The sequence below is a fragment of the Colwellia psychrerythraea 34H genome (genome assembly GCF_000012325.1).
Classification (GTDB): domain Bacteria; phylum Pseudomonadota; class Gammaproteobacteria; order Enterobacterales; family Alteromonadaceae; genus Colwellia; species Colwellia psychrerythraea_A.
In genome coordinates this window covers 4,341,822-4,362,320 of the sequence record NC_003910.7, presented here as the reverse complement: position 1 = coordinate 4,362,320, position 20,499 = coordinate 4,341,822, and the positions used below count along the sequence as shown (strand labels likewise).

Here is a 20,499-nt window from a genome sequence, read left to right as displayed (position 1 = left end):
TTAGCATTAAGAAAAATATAAGGCTTTATAATGAAAATGAACGCAAAAAACCGTAGTACCCGTATTCGTAAAAAATTACGTGTTGATGAGTTTCAGGAATTAGGCTTCGATGTTGCTTGGAAATTAAAAGATGGCATAAATGGTGAAGAACTTGATGCTTTCATTAATAAGTTTTTTGCAGAGGCTATCCAACCAAATGGCTTAGGTTTTGGTGGTGAAGGTGATACTTTATGGCATGGTCTTATTTGCACTCAAAAACTAGGTTCATGTACTGATGAGAATCGCAGCACTGTTGAAAAATGGTTGACTGATAATGGAGCAACTTCAGTAGCGGTAAGCGACCTATACGATGTTTGGTGGGCTGAATAGTTTTATTCGTCATAAATGATTTTTATACGGCATTGTCGGCGCTATTCATTACCATTACTTATGTTCCATAAGCGCAGGCACTGAATAACTTGACGGCTTTGTCTAAAATGCCATTTATTTAGAATAACGAACTAACTTTTTTAATAAAGAAAACTTATGACTGAAAAAAACGAAAAAACACATAAAACCATAGAACAAGCCGAACAAGAAGGTAAGTACATTCGTAAAGTACGTAGCTTTGTTAAACGCGAAGGCCGGTTAACTAACAATCAAGAACGTGCGATTAACGATCATTGGCAAACTATGGGTTTAAACCATAGTGATGGCGTTATAGATGCTCCAACATTATTTGCCAATGAAAACCCTGTGGTTTTAGAGATTGGTTTTGGTATGGGTAAATCTTTAGTCGAAATGGCTAAAGCAGCACCAGAGCTAAACTTTATTGGTATTGAAGTTCACAAACCTGGTGTTGGTGCGTGCATTTCATCAGCGGTTGAAGAAAGCGTTAGTAATTTAAAAGTTTGTGAACATGATGCTATCGAGATTTTAGCAGACTGTATACCTGACGATACCCTAACAACCGTTCAGTTGTTCTTTCCAGATCCTTGGCACAAGAAAAAGCATCATAAGCGCCGAATAGTTTCAGCTGAGTTTGTCGAAACGATCAGACAAAAGTTGAAAGTTGGTGGTGTATTCCATATGGCAACAGACTGGGAAAATTATGCAGAATGTATGCTAGAAGATATGCAAAGTGCACCCGGTTATAACAACTTGTCTGAAAGTAATGATTATGTGCCACGCCCAGATTCTCGTCCGTTAACGAAGTTTGAAAATCGTGGTCAAAACCTAGGTCATGGTGTATGGGATTTACAATTTGCTAAAAAGGCTTAACTATACCCGTTACCATTCAAAGTGCAGATTTTCAGTGGGAATTAAAATGACTTTAGGTAAGAAAAATTATTTAAGCATAGTCATTCTATGCTTTGATTATTTGACGCAGTATAAAGTCATTTAAAACCCATCGAAGAAGCGCTTGAGCAACATCACTTCATCGTTGCTGTGATTCACAATGGAATAACCATTATTTCATCACAGCGCCTTGAATTGAAATAGCTCAAGCACTCTGAAACCTGCATCTTGATTGGTAACGGGTATATACCCGTTAAACCTTTTGCTTAGTTTTAGTTTGCCGAATTAGGCTTCGCTTTGACTTGGTAAGGGTAAATATTGACGTTCAATGAAAAATAAATGTTGGGCGTTACGTAAGTTTCCGCTGTCAATTAACCATTGTTGGTCAATAATTTCACGTGCTAAGGCCGCATGCAATATGCGGCTTTTATATTGAGTCCAATAAGCTAATGTTGCAGTTTGATGGCAATCATTATTAGGAAATTGTTCACAGCGAGTTGATGCTAATTCTTCAATAATATTAGCAATGACTTTATCTTTTAATTCTGAATCAATTTGTTGTTTAAAACGAGTAAAGCGTTTTGCTTTAACTAATTGCCAGAGCAACCAAACCAATGACAGTAACGCCAGTATGGCGATAATTTCCATGTTCTGTTCCTATTCATACCCAAACCACATGAAGATGCAGGTTTCAGCTGGAATTAGAAACGCCTTTAGGCAAGGCATTGATTGAAGATAAGGGTTGTTCTCTTGTCGAAATCAATAACGTAGCATAAAGCGTTTCTAAACTAGCCCTACGGGGACACCTGAGTAATTTATACTCTTCGTTGCCTCATTTTTTAAGGGGATAACCATTAATGAAATGAGGTGCCTTGATCATCAATTACTCAGGCGTCCTGAAACACGCAGCTTCAAGTGGCTTGGGTACATATAATCACCTTTACTATATCATCTTAACTCGACTATTTATCTATTCAAGTACATAAAAAGAATGATAAAAAGATTACACTTAGTTACACTGTTATCAATTTCATCATAGGCGGATTTTTCAATGAGCAGAGCTCTTCTATTTCTTAGTATTTTCTTCTTAAGTGGCTGTGGAACACCAATCCAAGCATTTCAAGTCAAAGAAAATTCAATTCAAACACTATATAAGAAGGTCAACCCTTCAGTGGTTGAATTACATGTACAATCACTAGCTGATCCAAAAATTGGTCAAGTAGCATATAAAGCAAAAACTGCAAATTCATTAGGGTCAGGAGCTTTAGTAAGTAGCGAAGGTCGTATTTTAACAGCAGCTCATGTTGTTGATAAAGCAACAGCAATTGAAGTTGAATTTGCTGATGGCACTAAAACTACCGGTCATGTTGTTTGGGTAGAGCCGCTTATTGATTTGGCGATGATTCAGGCTGGGGAAGTTCCTAGCACAGCTAAACCATTAAAATTAGCTAAAAGTAACGATTATCAAATTGGTGAACAAGTTATTATTATTGGTGCACCTTTTGGTGTTAGCCACAGTTTATCTGTTGGCTATCTAAGTGGTATTCGTGACGGTAACGCAATACCGGGCAGAACCTTAGTGCCACGTTTATTACAAACTGATGCTTCAATTAACCAAGGTAATTCTGGCGGTCCAATGTTTAACCTCAATGGTGAAATTGTTGGTATTGTTAGCCATATATTATCTAAAAGTGGTGGCAGCAATGGCTTAGGTTTTGTTGTTTCAGTTGATACCGTACGCCATATAATTGATAGTGACCCAGGTACATTCTCGGGTTTTATTCCATTGTTACTTAATAAAAAACAGTCGTATGCTATTAACAATACAGCAGGCCACGGCATGTTAATTCAGCATGTTATACCAGGTACTTTAGCAGATAAATTAGGCTTTAAAGGTGGTAACCTTAGTGTTGTCATTGGTCGCAGTCCTATTTTACTTGGTGGTGACATACTGCTGGAAGTGGGCGGTCGTGCTATTATTGATTTGGCATCAGCGGTTCAAATTAAGAAGCATCTAGCTACCTTTGAAAAAGGCGATAGAGTTACTTTTAAATATTTACGCAATGGTCAAAAGAAAGAAACTTATTGGATAGTTGAGTAGTTACCGTTAATCGCTAGCTATAATATTTATTCAAGTTAACCATAGTAAAAAGGCGGATAAATTTCTGCCTTTTTTAGATAATTTAAACGGTAAAAGTACATTTTTAATGGTGTTATACTACTGACTCCTTAATAGTTGCTAATATTGTTCGGAAAAACTTTATGACTATAGTATATAAAACAAGAACACAGTTAGTGGTTGAAACACTTAGAGAAAAAATTCTTAGTGGTGAGTTGAAGGCTGGCGAATCACTTCGTCAAGCGGCGTTAGCGACCGAATTAAATGTAAGTCGTATTCCGGTAAGAGAAGCCTTATTGCAGCTTGAAGGAGAAGGCTTAGTTGTCTTTGAACCACATAAAGGCGCCACAGTAACTGAACTTAACGCTAAGCATGTTGTTGAGCTTTTTGAATTGCGAGCAATGCTTGAAGGGCACTTATTAGCTGCATCGTTACCACTATTAACTAGTGAAAAGCTAGCTGAGGCAAGTGAGATTTTAGGCCAATTAGATAAAGCCCTTGGTAAGGAAAATGCCGCAAATACCTGGAGCGAGCTGAACTCTCGCTATCATAATTGTTTATACTCGGCAGCTAATCGTCCACAAACACAAGATTTAGTTAATACCTTAAATAAAAATGCGGATAGATATATTCGTATGCATTTATTGTGGGCAGGTGGCATTTCAAAAGCAGGACCTGAACACAATCAGCTATTAGCTTTTTGTAAAACCGGCGATGTTGACGAAGCTGTTGCGGTATTAAAGCATCATATTTTAAGCTCTAGAGATGAAATAAAAGCTTTTTTAGAGCAACGTGAAGCAGCTAACAATTAATTTAATTGTCAGTGTAAAATTTATTTGCTTACTTGTGTTGTAAAAGTAAGCAAATATTGACTTTTCCTCTTTATTTCTATAGTATTCCCGCCCCTCAAAATCACGTAAAACTTGTTTGTTTTTGTCTATGTTTAACGTTAATTAAACATAAATGAATCATGTTCGCCAATTCGTCTTCGCCAATGATTTAACCGGAAAAGTTAACTATTAGCGATAAACCCAATGAGATAAAAATGTTTGAATTACACGCCAGTAAAGTGTCTAACTTGAAAAATGATGTGTTATCAGGTCTAACAGTTGCGTTAGCACTTGTACCTGAAGCGGTAGCTTTTGCTTTTGTTGCCGGGGTAGAGCCTTTAGTTGGTTTATATGCTGCTTTTATAGTTGGTTTAATTACCGCTATTTTTGGTGGTCGACCTGGAATGATTTCTGGTGCCACGGGCGCCATGGCTGTGGTAATGGTAAGTTTAGTTGCCATTCATGGTGTTGAATACCTATTTGCCACTGTGGTGCTCACGGGCGTAATACAAATTCTGGCGGGAATATTTAAATTAGGTAAGTTTATTCGCTTAGTACCGCACCCTGTAATGCTAGGTTTTGTTAATGGTTTAGCGATTGTTATCTTTTTAGCTCAGTTAGGGCAATTTAAAGTAACTAACGCTGCTGGTGAACTTGAATGGATGCAAGGTACACCATTATTTACCATGGCAGGTTTGATCCTTCTGACAATGGCAATTATACACTTCTTCCCTAAACTTACTAAAGCAGTACCTTCTACTTTAGTGGCTATTGTGGGTGTGTCGTTATTAGTTTTTGGTATTGGCCTTGATACTAAACTTGTTGGTGATGTTGCTTCAATCGCTGGCGGTTTACCAACTTTCTCGATTCCTCAAGTTCCGTTCTCATTCGAAACCTTTAAAATTATTCTTCCTTTTGCGCTTGTTCTTGCGGCAATTGGTCTTATTGAATCTTTATTAACACTGACTTTAATTGATGAATTAACTGGGACACGTGGTCGCAGTAATAAAGAGTGTATTGCTCAAGGTGCAGCTAACACAGTTACGGGTTTCTTTGGCGGCATGGGTGGTTGTGCGATGATCGGTCAGTCTATGATCAACGTAAACTCAGGTGGTCGTGGTAGAGCATCTGGTATAACTGCAGCTTTAGCCTTATTAGGTTTTATATTGTTTGCTTCTGGTTTAATTGAAGCGATACCACTAGCTGCATTAGTTGGCGTAATGTTTATTGTGGTTATTGGTACGTTTGAGTGGTCAAGTCTACGTATCTTAGGCAAAGTACCTAAAGCAGATGCTTTTGTTATTATATTGGTTTCAGGTGTCACTGTTTATTCAGATCTAGCTGTTGCTGTTATCGTTGGTGTTATCGTATCAGCGCTAGTTTTTGCTTGGGAACACGCTAAACATATTCTGGTTCACCGTAGCGTTAATGAAGATGGCTCAACAGTATATGAAGTGAATGGGCCAATATTTTTCGGTTCAATTGCTAATTTCCTTGAGCAATTTACGCCAGAAGACGACAGTGATGATGTTATTGTTGAGTTCAAAAATGCACGTGTTGTTGACCACTCTGCTATTGAAGCAATTGATACTCTGGCTGAGCGCTATTTATCGCGTAACAAAAACATGCATTTGAAACACTTAAATAAAGAGTGTAAAGAACTGTTGCATAAGGCAGATAAGTTAGTTGAGCTTAATATCATTGAAGATCCTGAGTATCATATTGTTAGTGATAAGTTAGCGTAAACATAGCTTTTAAAAAATCTTAGAGCCAGTTTTAACTGGCTATTATAAAAATGCGTTGATAAGTTATACTTAACTTACAGCGCATATTTTTTATTTTTTTTTTAGATATTCCAACACCATTTTTATTATATTTGTGATCTTGTTGAGCGTAGTGAAAATAAAATAAGGTAAGACAAAATTTGCAAAGTAGCTAGCTATTACTATTGAGAATAATGCGGTCTTGGCGCACTTTAACCAGCATAAGTGAGTAATAACTTACTAAAATAGGTATTAGGGAGGAGGTTAAATGCAATTAGAGTTTTTTGACGTTCCTAGCCCCTGTGTCGGCATTTGTCAGTCGGATGAGAAAGGTCATTGCCTAGGTTGCATGCGCTCGCGTGATGAACGACTAGAATGGAAAACTTTTAACAACGATGAAAAACAAAAAGTCATAAAACGTTGCATTCAACGAAAAAAGCGTAAGAAAAATCAGCAAAAACCAAAGGAAAAACTGATCATCGCCATACAAGAAAATGAAGCTGATATGCAGCCATCGTTACTTGATCCTCCAAGTAAAACTCAGACAACACCAGATACTGATTTAGATTTTAGTGAGTTTGAGCTTTAATTCCACTAGTGCTGTTATTTAAGCCGTTTTAACTCGCTTAACGGTATGTTAATTAACCACTATCAATAAATTTTACTTTTAATACAATATTTTTTACAAAACGGTTGCCACTGATAATTTTTAACTATATTATACGCGCTCTTTAGAGAGTTCGACTCGATAAAGAATGCCCCGATAGCTCAGTTGGTAGAGCAGAGGATTGAAAATCCTCGTGTCCCTGGTTCAAATCCGGGTCGGGGCACCATAAAAAGATAAAGCCTCAGCACTAATCATGCTGAGGTTTTTTCGTTTCTGAAGACCATATTTTTTAAGCGTGTAGTTTATACCAATTTCATTAAATTATTGCCCTCTTGTCCAGGTTAAAATACTCCAAGGCCGCGTTGCTCTCAATCCCAATAGCCAGCTATGACTCAATCAAGCGCCTTGCCTTGAATTACTTTCTCTACGTACAACAAGATCACAAACTTAATGAAAATGGCTTTATTAAACTTGATAGCGGTTTACTTATTGTAACTTTAGCCAGCTGAGTTTGTAGACTCAACTAGCTAAAATAGGTCATTAGTGAATTAGCTTAGAGTTGTTCTTTTAAGCTAAATAATAAGTCTAGTGCCTGTCTCGGGCTTAGCTCATTAATATCGGTATCAATAAGTGTTGTTACCACTGAATGCTCTTCAGGGGCGAAACTGAGCTGTTCAAAGGCATCATTTTGTATAGGTGCTGGTAGTATGCTTGGCGTTTGCTGTTGCTCTAATTCACTTAACCTTTGTTTAGCACGCTTGATCACTGTTTTTGGTACACCTGCTAACTGTGCTACCTGCAAACCAAAACTTTTGCTAGCCGCTCCTTCTTGTACTGCATGCATAAAGACGATGTTATCGTCATGCTCCATGGCATCTAAGTGCACATTGGCTAAGGTTGAAATTTGACCGGCAAGTAAAGTCAGCTCAAAATAATGGGTCGCGAATAAAGTAAAAGCTTTGGTTTTAAGTGCTAACATTTCAGCACAAGCCCAAGCGAGTGATAAGCCATCGTAAGTACTAGTTCCACGGCCAATCTCATCAAGCAGCACTAAACTTTTATCCGTAGCGTTGTGTAAAATGTTTGCCGTTTCAGTCATTTCGACCATGAAGGTTGAGCGGCCACTGGCTAAATCATCGGAAGCACCAATTCGGGTAAATATCCTATCAACTAAACCTATGGTCGCGTTGTCAGCAGGCACATAACAACCTATATGAGCAAGTAAAACTATTAAGGCCGTTTGGCGCATATAGGTAGATTTACCGCCCATATTTGGACCAGTAATAATTAACATCTTTCGCTGTTCTGTTAACAACACTGGGTTGGCGATAAAGGCATCGTTAGTCATTTGTTCAACGACAACATGACGACCAGCATCAATACTAATGCCTGGTTCTTCAACTAAGCTAGGTTTTACGTAGTTTAGCGCTAATGCACGTTCTGCGAAGGTAGTTAATACATCGAGCTCAGCAATGGCTTGACTTAATTGCTGCAGTTGCGCTAAATCAGGTAATACTTTATCGAATAACTCTTGATAGAGTGATTTCTCTAGGGCTAAAAACTTACTTTGAGCGCTAAGTACTTTCTCTTCATGTTGCTTTAATTCTTCGGTAATAAAACGTTCATTATTTTTTAATGTTTGACGGCGAATGTAATCATCAGGTACATCAACGGCGGCGGTACGACTCATTTCAATAAAAAAGCCATGAACCCTGTTATAACCTACTTTCAATGAGTGGATGCCAGTACGTTCTTTCTCACGTTGTTCAAGTTGCGCTAAAAACTCAGTCGCACCATCACTTAAATCGCGTAGTACATCAAGCTCGTTATTATAACCTGGTGCGATAACACCACCATCACGTATTAGTACGGGTGGGTTTTCAACAATGGCATGTACTAGCAAGCCTTCTAGTTGAGGCATTGGCTGGCTTTGCTGAGCAATAGTGGCTAAGTAGTTAGTAGGGGATTCTGTTAATCCACTTTTTAACTCATTCTGTAACTCTGGTAATTGTTGTAGAGCATGACGTAAACGAGCAAAATCACGAGGCCTTGCAGAGCCTAAGGCGATTCTAGAAACAATACGTTCAATGTCACCCAAGCCTTTTAATAATGGCTGAATAGGCGCGATAAGATCTAATGCTATGATATCACTCACCGTATTTTGGCGGTTATTAAGAACCGTTAAATCACGTAATGGAAAGTGTAACCAGCGTTTAAGTAAACGAGACCCCATTGGTGTGGAAGATTTATCTAAAATAGCAGCAAGGGTATTATCTAAACCGCCATGTAAGTTTTGGGTCAGTTCTAAATTTCGTCTAGTGGCTGCATCAAGTACCACACCTTTATTGGCAGACTCACAAACAATGGCGCGAATATGAGGCAGGGCAGTACGTTGAGTATCTTTAACGTATTGAAATAAACAACCTGCAGCAGCCAGACCTAAAGGCTTGTCATCAACACCAAAACCAGTTAATTCTTTGGTATCGAACTGCTTATTCAATAAACTAATGGCAGTATCAAGATCAAACTCCCACTCTGGACGACGACGTAAACCTTTTCTTTGCTCGATTAAACTAAAGTCTTGTAGAGATTCACTATAAAGTAATTCTGCAGGAGATAAACGTTGAAGTTCAGCTTGGAGTTGTTCAGCAGTTTGTGGTTCAGTGAGTACAAATCGACCACTGGCCATATCTAAATAAGCAAGACCAAAAGCGGGTGCTGAGCTTGTTTTTAGTTTTGCATTTGGGGATTGATTATCGACGATGGCAACAATGAGATTGTCTTGCCTGTCGACTAGCAGTGCTTCATCACTAACAGTACCGGGTGTAATAACACGTACGACTTTTCGCTCTACTGGGCCTTTACTCGTGGCAGGATCGCCAATTTGCTCACAAATAGCGACCGATTCACCTAGGGCGACTAGCTTCGCTAAGTAGTTTTCAGCCGCATGATATGGCACACCCGCCATTGGAATAGCATTACCGCCAGTTTTACCCCGAGCGGTAAGTGATATATCTAATAAGTCAGAAGCTTTTTTGGCATCGTCAAAAAATAATTCATAAAAATCACCCATGCGATAAAAGATCAAAGTATGTGGAAATTCAGCCTTAATAGTTAAGTACTGGCGCATCATAGGGGTGTGTGATGAAAGATCTTTTGTGGCAGTGGTCATGAAATGCTAAAACTCTTATGTTATTACTAGCTTTATACTAGGGATATTTATACCTAGCGGTATTTCCCTAGATTATGCCATAAGCAGTATTACCATTTCTTCACTTTTTAATAATTATTCCGTGCTACTGGGATTATCTGGCCATCCATGTAGTAAACAGCGACCAAGCAATTAACCACATTACTAAAGCAATAATTATATCTATCGTCATTTTTACTTTTGGTTTGCTTAATTGTTTTGAAAGTTTGGCTGCGCCAAATGCTAAACAGCTAAACCAAGTTAACGAACCAAAAATACAACCAATAAGGAAATACACTTTTACCTCATCTGAGTATTGCCCGCCAACACTGCCAATAACCATTACGGTGTCAATGTAAGCATGTGGATTTAAAAAAGTAACGGCCAAGGTTGTCAGAAAAATAATTTTTGCTGATTTCTTTTTCAAAATAGTATCAGCAGTATTCTTACTTCGCACAAATGCAGATTTCATCGACAATAGGCCATAAACACTTAAAAACAAGATACCACCCCAAGTGAGTACATTGAATAAAGTGGCGTTATGTGACAGTAAAATGCTACCGCCAAGTACGCCCATACTTATTAATAAAGCATCGTAAAGAACAAAAAGAGCGGCGGTCATTTTATGATGATTTTGATGAATGCCCTGATTGATTAACATAGAGTTTTGCGTACCAATAGGTATGATCATACTTAATGTTAGGGTAAAACCTTTTGCTAAAACTAATAAGCTCATAATGGTACTCGATAAATAGTCTGTAAATTTGATAAGCGCTAGTTTGCATTAATCCTCCATTTAAATATAATTAATAATAATTAACTATCATTAGTAAAACTTATGAAGGATTGTGTGGGATTATGGCAAATTTTGACTATAAACTGCTTGCTGCGCTGGCTGAAGTTATCGAACTACAAAGCTTCGAGTTGGCGGCACAAAAACTATTCATTTCACAATCAGCAATATCTCAACGCATTAAAGCGTTAGAAGAGCATGTTGGACAACCGGTTCTTATTCGTAATCAACCTATCGTCGCGACACCCGCAGGTGAACAATTACTAAGTCATTTTAAAAAAGTGAAACAACTTGAGCATGAGCTGGTACCACTATTATCTCCAGATCAGCCAATTAAGCCGATGAAAATCTCACTAGCGGTTAACGCAGACAGTATTGCTACCTGGTTTATTGATGCAATTACACCAGTACTTAAAAATCACTTAGTTGAGTTGAATTTAATTATTGAACATGAAGAGAGAACTTTAGATAAGTTACGAAGCGGCCAAGCTATTGGCGCAGTAAGCACTATTGAAAAACCCTTAAAAGGTTATCGCTCTTTCAAGCTTGGTGAGATGGAATATTGTTTGGTGGCCAGTAAAGCTTTTGCTAAAAAATACTTTCCGGAAGGGGTAAACCAAAACTCATTAAAGATGGCGCCAGCGATAAGTTATGATCATAAAGATGATATGCACGTACGTTATATTGCAAGACACTTTAACTTGGCAGCCAGTGAGTATTATTGTCATAGTGTTCGTTCATCAGAAGCGTTTATCCCGTTAGCGAAGCAGGGCGTTGCTTATTGCTTGATACCCAAATTGCAAATAGAGCAAGAGTTAATCGCGGGTCAATTAATAAGTTTATGCCCTGGTAAGGAATTAGTAGAGACATTATATTGGCACAGTTGGGTACTAGTAAAAGGGGTTAACAAAAAGATTTCAGAGCAAATTGTTAGTATTGGACGTGAAAAATTAGCACATTAGTATTGTCTATTAAATCGTAATATTCATGATTGATAAAGTACTGTGTAAGCGAAGTTATTTATCGGGATTAAAAGAGAGAAGTAACTTTTTTCGTTTGAATTGTGAAAAGTTATTGTTATGTTTTTATTCTTTATATTTCAATTGATTAAAAGTAACGTTAAGTTGTTTTTTTATTTAAAATAAAAAAAGTTGTAATAAAACTTGATACTGTACGAACTTACAGTATACTTGTCTCATCAAAACGAAATAACACAACTGCTCGCGGAGTAATCTATGAAAGACGATAAAGAAAAAGCACTATCAGCAGCCTTAGCCCAAATTGAACGTCAATTCGGTAAAGGTTCAATAATGAAGCTTGGTGATAATACCACCATGGATGTAGAAACTATTTCTACGGGTTCATTAGGCTTAGATATCGCCTTAGGTGCTGGCGGCTTACCAATGGGTCGAGTTGTTGAAATTTATGGTCCTGAATCAAGCGGTAAAACCACGTTAACTTTAGAAGTTATTGCTGAAGCACAACGCAATGGTAAAGTTTGTGCTTTTATCGATGCAGAGCATGCTCTTGACCCTGTTTATGCTGAAAAATTAGGTGTTAACATTGATGAGTTATTAATTTCTCAACCTGATACCGGCGAACAAGCTCTAGAAATTGTTGATATGTTAACGCGCTCTGGTGCTATCGACGTTATTGTAGTTGACTCTGTTGCCGCGCTTACACCTAAAGCTGAAATTGAAGGCGATATGGGTGATTCACATATGGGCTTGCAAGCACGTATGTTGTCACAAGCGATGCGTAAACTTACCGGTAATTTGAAAAAATCTAATACTATGCTTATCTTCATTAACCAAATTCGTATGAAAATTGGTGTTATGTTTGGTAGCCCAGAAACGACGACCGGTGGTAATGCGTTAAAATTCTACGCTTCTGTACGTTTAGATATCCGTCGTATTGGCGCGGTTAAAAACGGTGATGAAATCGTTGGTAATGAAACGCGTGTGAAAGTCGTTAAAAACAAAATTGCGCCACCGTTTAAACAAGCTGAATTCCAAATTTTATACGGTGAAGGAATTAACAACTTAGGTGAGTTAATTGAATTAGGCGTTAAGCATGAGTTTGTAGAGAAAGCAGGTGCTTGGTATAGCTGTAATGGTGAAAGAATTGGTCAAGGTAAAGCTAATGCTGCTAAATATTTAGATGAACATCCTGAAATGGCTAAAGATGTTGATACTAAATTACGCGATATGTTTTTATCAAAAACTGTTGTGGCAGAAGATAAATCAGAAGTAAAAGAAAAAGAAAAAGCATAACTGAATAATTAGCACGAGTTTTTGTTAATAACATTTAGCAAAAACTCAGCGAAAAAAAACGTAACCTTAGACGTAAGGTTACGTTTTTTTATGTCCGATAGTTTGTAGCATGTTACAAACTAATCAGAAAACTTTATTCGTGGTCGTGCCCACAACCACCTTCACTATGAACATGGCCATGTTCAAGTTCTTCAGCAGTGGCTTCACGTACTTCGATAACTTCAACGTCAAAGCTTAAGTCTAAGCCTGAAAGAGGATGATTACCGTCAACAGTAATAACATCATCTTGCACGTCAATAACAATAACCGTTTGCTCACCATCATCAGTTGTTGCACGTAGCTGGGTACCAAGAGCAAGATCTTCAACACCAGCAAGTACTTCCCTTGGTACCGTTTGTACATAATCATCATGACGTTCGCCGTAAGCTTGATCACAAGCAACAGCAACTTCAAATTTATCACCAGCTTGATGATCGACAAGGGCATCATCTAAGCCAGGGATTAAATATCCACTACCTTGGATAATAGCCATTGGTTTATCTTCGTAAGAGCTATCAATTAAAGTGCCTTCACTGTCAGATACTGCATAGTGCATAACAACGACATTATTTTTAGCTATTTTCATGTTTCATCCTAATTTTTTTAAAATTTGAGTTTATTCAGCTGTAAGAGTTATTCAGCTATAAGGGTATAAGGTAATGTTTGATTTGTTACTACGGAGTCAGCTTGAGAAGCAATGCGCAGTATAGGCAAGTCACCATCATTCGCTAATATCGCTTGAATGACACAACTACCATCATCAGCTTGATAATGGGCGAGAATATCGCCAGCTTTTCGCCAGTTTTCACCTAATTGCTTTTCAATAACATCATCCGATTGAAAAGGTTGCTCAAGTTGAGAGTTTAAGCAAAATAATGCACGTTTGTTTTTTCCTAAATATTGCATTCTAGCGACAGTTTCTTGTCCTAAATAGCAACCTTTAGTGAAACTTATGCCATTAATCGCTTGTAAATTAAGCATTTGAGGTACGTAATGACCACTAGTATTTGCTGTTAAAATAGGAAAACCTTGGGTTATTTCTAATAAATTCCATACTGATTGTGAATAAGTAGGTAGTGCTAATTTTTCAGTGATTGCTGTGATAGTGGCTTTGTCATCAATAATGATATAACGCGGTTGTTCACCAGAAAGATAGACTAAACTAGTTGAACCAATTTGCACTACTGGCGTTAAGCTATCAGGAACTTGAGAGAACTCTTGCTGTATTAGGGAACTTGCTTGTTTGCCAATTAAAGCTATAAAGCCGAGTTCTTCAGCAATATCGATAGTAACTTTAGCGAAAACACCAAACTTTTTCAGTTCTTTAAGTGAACCTTCAATGCTAGCAGTTGGTTGTAATAATAGGTGAGCAGATGAGCGATTAATTAATCGGAAAACAGAAAATACTTTTCCTTTTGCATCACAGTGAGCCCCTACAAGTAAGTTTGACTCAGTTATGCTATTAACATCACATGTTACTTGCCCTTGTAAATATTTACTTTGCTCTTCACCAGATAAAGAAATTGCCCCAAATTCACTAAGTTCAATAAGGTATGTCTCTGGTAGTTGTGCTAGAGATGGTAATTGTTTGCTGGTGGTAATTGTCATAATGAACTCTATGAGAAAGCGCGGGGTTAGCTATGCTTATATATTAAAGGTTAACTATAGAATAGGGGCGAAAATAGCAAAAACAACTCGAGGACAGTTTTTATTAATGATAATTAGCATTTTTAATAGCTGTGCCATGTGAGTTATTGTTACAATATGGAGGCTAATCAATTGTGTTAATCAAGAAAGGGTACTTATGTCTGGTAACGAAGCTTCAAGCACTACAGTGACAAATAATGAAAACTCGACTAATCTTTTAAAAGTCAATAAAGCTCGTTTAAAATGGGCCTGTCGTCGCGGTATGTTAGAGTTAGATGTGTTGTTTATTCCTTTTGTTGATGAAGCATATGATGAGTTATCAACGAAAGATCAGTTTACCTTTGAACGTTTACTTACCGGTCAAGATCCTGAATTATTTGCATGGTTTATGGGACATGAAGTTTGTGAAGATACAGAGCTCAACGCAATGGTCCAACTTATACTCAAACGCGTCAAAGTATAATATAAATGTAAGAAGTTCCCGTTACAAGCTAGCAGTTTATAGCTTTATAGGAATATTAACTTGCTTAGTTATTCTTGTTAGCTTTACCTTTCATTATAATTTAGCTTTAGTGCTTGCGGTTTTCAGCCTTATATCACTTAGCTTATTCTTATCAATTAGTGATAACAAGCCTATTACCAGCTCACTCATCTTGACTAATACGGGGGGGATTGTGCTTGATAACGAGAAAGTAAGTTATCAACTATTAGCTGAAAGTAGGCTCAGTTTTATTGGCTGTTGGTTAGTTCTTATGCCAAATAACAGTGCATCTGACCAACATAGTAGTCTTAGTAAAGGATACCCTAAACAGTTTTTCATATTTAGGGATAGCTTACATGAGCAAGATTTTTCTCGCTTAGCCAGAGTGATCAACCAATTAAAATAGCTCTGCGGTTTTGAGTTAAGTGATTTTTATTATACTGGCGAAAGTATTGTTGGTTTAGCTGTTGTTAATAAGTCAGGATAATCTAAAGTGTAATGTAGACCCCTGCTTTCTTTACGTTCCATGGCACACCTTATTATAAGCTCTGCCACCTGCACCAAGTTTCTTAACTCAAGTAAATTATTACTTACTTTAAAGTTTTGATAATAATCTTCAATTTCTTGTTGAAGTAATTCAACACGATGTAATGCGCGCTCTAGACGTTTGGTAGTACGTACAATACCTACATAATCCCACATAAATAATCTAAGCTCGTGCCAGTTGTGTTGAATGACAACTTCTTCATCTGAGTCTGTTACACGACTATCATCCCAATGAGGTAGGGTTAAATAGTGATTACTTTGTACTAAGGTTTCACCAATCTCTATGGCAGCAGCGCGGGCAAAAACAAGACATTCAAGTAGCGAGTTACTCGCTAAACGGTTTGCACCATGCAAGCCTGTATATGACATTTCGCCAATAGCATAAAGTTGGCTAATATCTGTTTTACCTTGATGATCAACCATTACTCCACCACAGGTATAATGTGCGGCCGGAACAATAGGAATGGGTTGCTTAGTGATATCTATGCCAAGGGACATAGTTTTTTCATAAATGGTTGGGAAATGTTGTTTGATAAAATCACTGGGTTTATGACTGATATCTAGATACATACAATCTGCACCTAAACGTTTCATTTCATAATCAATCGCTCGCGCAACTATATCACGGGGTGCTAATTCAGCGCGCTCATCAAAAGCAGGCATAAAACGGCTGCCATCAGGACGTCTTAATTTAGCGCCTTCACCGCGAAGTGCCTCGGTAAGTAAAAAAGTTCCAGCAGAAGGGTGAAATAAGCAGGTAGGATGAAATTGATTAAATTCCATATTCGCAACGCGACAGCCTGCTCGCCATGCCATCGCAATACCATCACCGCTCGCGACATCGGGATTTGAAGTATATTGATAAACTTTACTCGCACCGCCTGTGGCTAAAATAGTTTTTTGTGCGTAAATACTTTCAACTTTCTCGGTATTTCTATTCCAAATATAGGCACCAATACATTGTTTGGGTTGGTTACCAGTAGTACTAGCTTGGCAAATAAGATCAATGGCATTGAAACGTTCAAAGATTCTAATACGTGAATGTTGTCTTACTTGATCGGCTAAAGTGGTCTGAATTGCTTGGCCAGTAGCATCCGCTGAATGCAAAATTCTTCGATGACTATGTCCGCCCTCACGAGTTAAATGATAACGTGACTCGCCCTTACTACTTTGTTCTTTATCAAATTCAACGCCTTGGTCTATCAACCACTCTAAACAAGACTTAGCATTTTCAGTGGTAAATCGAACCGTATCTTCATCACACAGACCTGCACCAGCAACGATGGTGTCTTCAACGTGGGAAGCAACACTATCGTTTTCATCAAATACCGCCGCAATCCCACCTTGAGCATAAAAGGTGGAACCTTCGTTTAATGGACCTTTACTTAAAATGACGACATCGGCATTTTGAGCTAAATGGAGTGCCAAAGTTAAACCTGCGGCGCCACTGCCAATGATTAAAACATCACAATTGTTTTGTTGAGTCATACTTTTTGATTAAGTTCAGCTATAAAAGCGAATATATAAGTAAGGGATTTTCAGGTATTCTATAATACATGGGTATAAGTCGCCAGATAATAGCGTTTAATTAACGTTTAATTATATACCCATGCTATCTCAATATGCAGGATTCAGCGAGAATTAAAAGGCTTATAGGCAAGGTATTGATTGAAGGGAATAGTTATTCTATTGTCAAAATAAATAACGCGGATTATACGCCTTTTAAACTTGCCCTGCGGGGGCTACAGAGGAAATCATGCTCATCGTTGTATCTATTATTAAGGGAGCGACCATTAATAAAAAGATACGCCTTGATCAAGAGTTGCTCTGTAATCCTGAAACCCGCATCTTGAGGTAGCATGGGTATAGTCTGGTAATTAATAATGTCATTGCTGACAAGCCAATAATTCTAATTATTAAAAAAGATTGAAATAAATAGAACTTTTTTGAAAAACGTTAGTCTTATTTTATGCGTTTGTTATGAGCCAATGGAAAATATGAGTACAAATCAATTGTCAGTGTTAAAGGATACGGCTCAAAAGAGCGAACCAAATATAGATCAACAGTTAGTTGAGCGGGTTCAGCGTGGCGATAAAAATGCGTTTAATCTGTTGGTTACTAAATATCAGCATAAAGTTGCAAATTTAGTCAGTCGTTATGTTAAAAATCATAGCGATGTACCTGATATTGTCCAAGAAGCCTTTATTAAGGCATATCGAGCATTACCTAACTTTAGAGGCGATAGTGCTTTTTATACTTGGCTATATCGTATTGCTGTTAACTGTGCCAAAAATCACAGTGTAGCATTAGGTCGTAAGCCACCAAGTAATGATGTCGAAATTAGTGATGCTGAACTTTATGATACTGGTGATGCGCTAAGAGAAAATGCTTCACCAGAAAAAATATTACTAACAGCTGAAATTAAAAAAGTAATTTTTAGCACCATGGAGTCACTCCCTGATGATCTGCGCTTAGCAATTAACTTTCGAGAAATTGAGGGTTTAAGCTACGAAGAAATTGCGACGATAATGGAGTGTCCCGTAGGCACAGTGCGCTCACGTATTTTTAGAGCACGTGATGCTATCGACAAGAAGATTAGACCCTTGTTGCAGAAAAATAATTAAGTCATTTGTCAAAGCAGAATTTAACTAAGTGTTTTTAAGGTAAAATATGAGTGAAATTAAAACAGAGTCAATATCTTCATTAGTCGATAATTACTCTCCATCAACAGATGATAGTATCAGTGCGCATTTAGTTGATAACATGCTCAAGGATGAACACTTATCAAGTACGTGGCAAAATTATCATTTAATCGGTGATGTATTACGCGATGAAGTGCCACAATCGTTGCAACTAGATTTAAGTGAAACTATTTCTGCTGCGATTGCGCAAGAGGCAACTATTTTATCGCCCAATTCCTCTATGAAAACCTCTGGAAAAAATAGCCATCTAGCTACTGATGAAAATGTTTCTATCAATAATCATTCAGCAGCTCAACAGACTAACAGTGTAGTAGATGCAACAAATCGTTTTAAAGCAAAAATTTCTAGTTTGATTAAGCCGATGGGCCAGGTTGCCATAGCCGCTTCTGCTGCTGCTTTAATGATTGTAGGTGTTCAAAATAATGTGACTGACAATTCCATTGTTACGCCAAGTCAGGTTGTACAAACTGTACCTTTATCAGGTTATGCAAACCCTGTTAGCTTCAATGTCCAATCTAGTCAAACTCAGCAAAGTCAACAAAGTAAGCAACAAACTCAGCAAGCAATGAATGAACAATTAGCTTCTGATAGAATTGCGCAACAGCGCCGCTTACAAGCACTTTTGAAAGATCATAATCAACAAGTTAAATTAGGCAGCAATATAAAATAGCTTGATTGGCTGAATTAGTTGATAATACTAGTTGGTATAATTTTACTTTCAGCCATCATTTTTTGAGAATATATGAAACTATCGGCATTTTTATTATTGCTGTTAAGCTTTAATGTATCAGCAATAACTGCTGATACAGAGTCTGCGAAATTTTCCCTAGAGCGACTCTCCAATTCACTTCGTCAACTCAATTTTTCTACTTCATTTGTTGTTGTTAAAAATAACCAAGCAGAGCCCTATCATTGGTTGCATGGTATTGGTGATAATGAGCAAGAATTAGAAATATTTACTCGACTCAATGGTCCTCGCCGTGATGTTTTACGACAAGGTAAGATTGTTAGTTATATCGAACCTGAGCAAGAACCATACTCCATAATTTCTAGTGATGTTAGAAGCCCAATTCCAAGCATTTTTCGTGGTAATATCAGTGAACTAGAAGAGAGTTATCGTTTTATTTCTGTTGGACGTAGCCGGATTTTAGGGCGTGTGGCTCAACTTGTTCGCATCGTATCAAAAGATAAATATCGTTTTAGTTATTGGCTTTGGCTTGATCAGAAAACCGGGTTGTTGTTAAAAATGGCGGTACTGACACGTCAAGGGCAATTACTAGAGCAAATTCAATTTACTCATATCGAAGTCAATGAGCAATTAACAGATAACCTAGAACAGTTTCAGTTAACGGAATTACCAAAGGTTGTTGAATTAACACAACAACAAAATAAGGCACTCTCATGGCAAGTTGACTGGCTACCTCAAGGGTTTTCAGTGGTAAAGTCTAATCAACATAGATTAAATAGTCATAATCAAGGTAATGAAAAAGCGGTTGAATTTATGCTATTTTCCGATGGTCTAGTTGAGGTATCTGTTTATGTTAATCCTAGCCAAGAAAAATTTAGAGCGCCTGAATATGCCAGCGATGGTGCCACAATAGTTTTTAATCATATTCTGCAAGGGATAGAAGTTGGCATTGTTGGTAATATCCCATTAGCAACGGCCAAAAAAATTGCTGAATCAATCGCCCCAGCTGTGATTGATAATGTAAATAACAATGCTCAGGGCTCGAAAGGAGAACAGCAAGATGATTAAAGAATTGGCTAATGTTGTCGCTATCGAAGCAGGGCAAGTTACCGTTACCAGCCAAATAAAATCTACTTGCAGTGGTTGTGCGCAAGTTGATACTTGTGGTAGTGGGCAAATTGCTAAAGCATTGCCACAAGCTAAACTTACCCTAACCTTGCCCTATGATATCAGTGTCACGGGAGTACCATTGAAGGAAGGCGATTGCGTTGTTTTAGCCTTACCTGAAAAACATATTTTATCGAGTGCTGGTCAAGTTTATTTATTACCTTTACTTGGTCTAATTACTTTTTCCGCTTTAGGGCAATGGTTGTTAAAACAACAAATATTACCCCATGAATTATTTGCTTTAGGGCTTGGTCTTATTGGAGGATATTTAGGGTACCGGTTTGCTAAATTTCAGCAAAAACAGGGTAAACAAAGTGAAAATTTACAACCGAAAATTATTGAAGTACTCCCTTCACCAAACATAGTTAAATAATCA

At 37.7% G+C, this 20,499-nt stretch carries 20 protein-coding genes and 1 tRNA gene; 15 read left to right on the top strand and 6 right to left on the bottom strand.

Annotation, left to right across the window (positions count from 1 at the left end; all coding sequences use genetic code 11):
• Positions 1–30: 30 nt before the first annotated feature.
• A complete protein-coding gene (locus CPS_RS18555; RefSeq protein WP_011044882.1) occupies positions 31–369 on the top strand; it encodes a YggL family protein in 339 nt (112 codons plus the stop codon).
• A gap of 156 nt (positions 370–525) precedes the next feature.
• Entirely contained in the window at positions 526–1,260 is a 735-nt protein-coding gene (gene trmB, locus CPS_RS18550; protein ID WP_011044881.1) for a tRNA (guanosine(46)-N7)-methyltransferase TrmB, read from the top strand.
• A gap of 303 nt (positions 1,261–1,563) precedes the next feature.
• On the opposite strand, the gene CPS_RS18545 is transcribed toward trmB, so the two are convergent.
• Entirely contained in the window at positions 1,564–1,926 is a 363-nt protein-coding gene (locus CPS_RS18545; protein ID WP_011044880.1) for a hypothetical protein, read from the bottom strand.
• A 403-nt stretch (positions 1,927–2,329) separates the two neighbouring features.
• Between CPS_RS18545 and CPS_RS18540 the strand changes: the two genes are divergently transcribed.
• From CPS_RS18540 to CPS_RS18520, 5 genes are all read left to right on the top strand, one after another.
• Positions 2,330–3,379, top strand: a complete 1,050-nt coding sequence (locus tag CPS_RS18540) for a S1C family serine protease (protein ID WP_011044878.1) — start codon at positions 2,330–2,332, stop codon at positions 3,377–3,379.
• A 161-nt stretch (positions 3,380–3,540) separates the two neighbouring features.
• On the top strand, positions 3,541–4,209 hold the full coding sequence (locus tag CPS_RS18535) for a GntR family transcriptional regulator (protein WP_011044877.1): 669 nt from the start codon (positions 3,541–3,543) through the stop codon (positions 4,207–4,209).
• A gap of 233 nt (positions 4,210–4,442) precedes the next feature.
• A complete protein-coding gene (locus CPS_RS18530; RefSeq protein WP_011044876.1) occupies positions 4,443–5,972 on the top strand; it encodes a SulP family inorganic anion transporter in 1,530 nt (509 codons plus the stop codon).
• 286 nt (positions 5,973–6,258) lie between these two features.
• Positions 6,259–6,579, top strand: a complete 321-nt coding sequence (locus CPS_RS18525; protein ID WP_011044875.1) for a DUF1289 domain-containing protein — start codon at positions 6,259–6,261, stop codon at positions 6,577–6,579.
• A 168-nt stretch (positions 6,580–6,747) separates the two neighbouring features.
• A tRNA-Phe gene (locus CPS_RS18520) sits at positions 6,748–6,823 on the top strand.
• Between the two features lie 327 nt (positions 6,824–7,150).
• On the opposite strand, the gene mutS is transcribed toward CPS_RS18520, so the two are convergent.
• Together mutS and CPS_RS18510 are read right to left on the bottom strand one after the other, a co-directional pair.
• Positions 7,151–9,769 (bottom strand): DNA mismatch repair protein MutS, encoded by a 2,619-nt coding sequence (gene mutS / locus CPS_RS18515; protein WP_011044873.1) that lies wholly within the window; start codon positions 9,767–9,769, stop codon positions 7,151–7,153.
• Positions 9,770–9,902: 133 nt separating this feature from the next.
• Complete coding sequence (locus CPS_RS18510) at positions 9,903–10,523, bottom strand: LysE/ArgO family amino acid transporter (RefSeq protein WP_011044872.1); 621 nt, start codon at positions 10,521–10,523, stop codon at positions 9,903–9,905.
• Positions 10,524–10,645: 122 nt separating this feature from the next.
• Between CPS_RS18510 and CPS_RS18505 the strand changes: the two genes are divergently transcribed.
• A complete protein-coding gene (locus CPS_RS18505) occupies positions 10,646–11,542 on the top strand; it encodes an ArgP/LysG family DNA-binding transcriptional regulator (protein ID WP_011044871.1) in 897 nt (298 codons plus the stop codon).
• A gap of 273 nt (positions 11,543–11,815) precedes the next feature.
• Positions 11,816–12,853: a recombinase RecA gene (recA, locus tag CPS_RS18500; RefSeq protein ID WP_011044870.1), complete on the top strand. Its 1,038-nt coding sequence runs from the start codon at positions 11,816–11,818 to the stop codon at positions 12,851–12,853.
• Between the two features lie 133 nt (positions 12,854–12,986).
• On the opposite strand, the gene CPS_RS18495 is transcribed toward recA, so the two are convergent.
• Both CPS_RS18495 and ygfZ read right to left on the bottom strand, forming a co-directional pair.
• Positions 12,987–13,478: an FKBP-type peptidyl-prolyl cis-trans isomerase gene (locus CPS_RS18495; RefSeq protein ID WP_011044869.1), complete on the bottom strand. Its 492-nt coding sequence runs from the start codon at positions 13,476–13,478 to the stop codon at positions 12,987–12,989.
• 47 nt (positions 13,479–13,525) lie between these two features.
• Positions 13,526–14,500 carry a tRNA-modifying protein YgfZ gene (gene ygfZ / locus CPS_RS18490; RefSeq protein ID WP_011044868.1) on the bottom strand — a complete coding sequence of 325 codons (975 nt, stop codon included), beginning with the start codon at positions 14,498–14,500 and terminating at the stop codon, positions 13,526–13,528.
• A gap of 196 nt (positions 14,501–14,696) precedes the next feature.
• On the opposite strand from ygfZ, the gene CPS_RS18485 reads away from it, so the two are divergent.
• Both CPS_RS18485 and CPS_RS24330 read left to right on the top strand, forming a co-directional pair.
• Positions 14,697–15,002, top strand: coding sequence for a succinate dehydrogenase assembly factor 2 (locus tag CPS_RS18485; RefSeq protein WP_049757932.1), 306 nt, complete (start codon positions 14,697–14,699; stop codon positions 15,000–15,002).
• Positions 14,935–15,426 carry a protein YgfX gene (locus CPS_RS24330; protein ID WP_337998950.1) on the top strand — a complete coding sequence of 164 codons (492 nt, stop codon included), beginning with the start codon at positions 14,935–14,937 and terminating at the stop codon, positions 15,424–15,426. The genes CPS_RS18485 and CPS_RS24330 overlap by 68 nt, the downstream gene beginning before the upstream one ends.
• A gap of 29 nt (positions 15,427–15,455) precedes the next feature.
• Here CPS_RS24330 and nadB read toward each other — a convergent pair whose 3' ends face one another.
• Positions 15,456–17,054, bottom strand: a complete 1,599-nt coding sequence (gene nadB, locus CPS_RS18475) for an L-aspartate oxidase (RefSeq protein ID WP_011044866.1) — start codon at positions 17,052–17,054, stop codon at positions 15,456–15,458.
• A 509-nt stretch (positions 17,055–17,563) separates the two neighbouring features.
• Between nadB and rpoE the strand changes: the two genes are divergently transcribed.
• The 4 genes from rpoE (at position 17,564) to CPS_RS18455 (ending at position 20,496) form a co-directional block, all read left to right on the top strand.
• Positions 17,564–18,190: an RNA polymerase sigma factor RpoE gene (gene rpoE, locus CPS_RS18470; protein ID WP_011044865.1), complete on the top strand. Its 627-nt coding sequence runs from the start codon at positions 17,564–17,566 to the stop codon at positions 18,188–18,190.
• A 46-nt stretch (positions 18,191–18,236) separates the two neighbouring features.
• Positions 18,237–18,938, top strand: a complete 702-nt coding sequence (locus CPS_RS18465; RefSeq protein ID WP_011044864.1) for a sigma-E factor negative regulatory protein — start codon at positions 18,237–18,239, stop codon at positions 18,936–18,938.
• Between the two features lie 72 nt (positions 18,939–19,010).
• Complete coding sequence (locus CPS_RS18460; protein WP_011044863.1) at positions 19,011–20,024, top strand: MucB/RseB C-terminal domain-containing protein; 1,014 nt, start codon at positions 19,011–19,013, stop codon at positions 20,022–20,024.
• Positions 20,017–20,496 (top strand): SoxR reducing system RseC family protein, encoded by a 480-nt coding sequence (locus CPS_RS18455; protein ID WP_011044862.1) that lies wholly within the window; start codon positions 20,017–20,019, stop codon positions 20,494–20,496. Before CPS_RS18460 ends, CPS_RS18455 begins: the two co-directional genes overlap by 8 nt.
• The last annotated feature ends 3 nt before the right edge of the window (positions 20,497–20,499 follow it).

Coding starts and splice junctions, on each gene's coding strand:
- CPS_RS18555 (WP_011044882.1), top strand. CDS start 31: ATGAAAATGAACGCAAAAAACCGTAGTACCCGTATTCGTAAAAAATTA.
- trmB (WP_011044881.1), top strand. CDS start 526: ATGACTGAAAAAAACGAAAAAACACATAAAACCATAGAACAAGCCGAA.
- CPS_RS18545 (WP_011044880.1), bottom strand. CDS start 1,926: ATGGAAATTATCGCCATACTGGCGTTACTGTCATTGGTTTGGTTGCTC.
- CPS_RS18540 (WP_011044878.1), top strand. CDS start 2,330: ATGAGCAGAGCTCTTCTATTTCTTAGTATTTTCTTCTTAAGTGGCTGT.
- CPS_RS18535 (WP_011044877.1), top strand. CDS start 3,541: ATGACTATAGTATATAAAACAAGAACACAGTTAGTGGTTGAAACACTT.
- CPS_RS18530 (WP_011044876.1), top strand. CDS start 4,443: ATGTTTGAATTACACGCCAGTAAAGTGTCTAACTTGAAAAATGATGTG.
- CPS_RS18525 (WP_011044875.1), top strand. CDS start 6,259: ATGCAATTAGAGTTTTTTGACGTTCCTAGCCCCTGTGTCGGCATTTGT.
- mutS (WP_011044873.1), bottom strand. CDS start 9,769: ATGACCACTGCCACAAAAGATCTTTCATCACACACCCCTATGATGCGC.
- CPS_RS18510 (WP_011044872.1), bottom strand. CDS start 10,523: ATGAGCTTATTAGTTTTAGCAAAAGGTTTTACCCTAACATTAAGTATG.
- CPS_RS18505 (WP_011044871.1), top strand. CDS start 10,646: ATGGCAAATTTTGACTATAAACTGCTTGCTGCGCTGGCTGAAGTTATC.
- recA (WP_011044870.1), top strand. CDS start 11,816: ATGAAAGACGATAAAGAAAAAGCACTATCAGCAGCCTTAGCCCAAATT.
- CPS_RS18495 (WP_011044869.1), bottom strand. CDS start 13,478: ATGAAAATAGCTAAAAATAATGTCGTTGTTATGCACTATGCAGTATCT.
- ygfZ (WP_011044868.1), bottom strand. CDS start 14,500: ATGACAATTACCACCAGCAAACAATTACCATCTCTAGCACAACTACCA.
- CPS_RS18485 (WP_049757932.1), top strand. CDS start 14,697: ATGTCTGGTAACGAAGCTTCAAGCACTACAGTGACAAATAATGAAAAC.
- CPS_RS24330 (WP_337998950.1), top strand. CDS start 14,935: ATGAAGTTTGTGAAGATACAGAGCTCAACGCAATGGTCCAACTTATAC.
- nadB (WP_011044866.1), bottom strand. CDS start 17,054: ATGACTCAACAAAACAATTGTGATGTTTTAATCATTGGCAGTGGCGCC.
- rpoE (WP_011044865.1), top strand. CDS start 17,564: ATGAGTACAAATCAATTGTCAGTGTTAAAGGATACGGCTCAAAAGAGC.
- CPS_RS18465 (WP_011044864.1), top strand. CDS start 18,237: ATGAGTGAAATTAAAACAGAGTCAATATCTTCATTAGTCGATAATTAC.
- CPS_RS18460 (WP_011044863.1), top strand. CDS start 19,011: ATGAAACTATCGGCATTTTTATTATTGCTGTTAAGCTTTAATGTATCA.
- CPS_RS18455 (WP_011044862.1), top strand. CDS start 20,017: ATGATTAAAGAATTGGCTAATGTTGTCGCTATCGAAGCAGGGCAAGTT.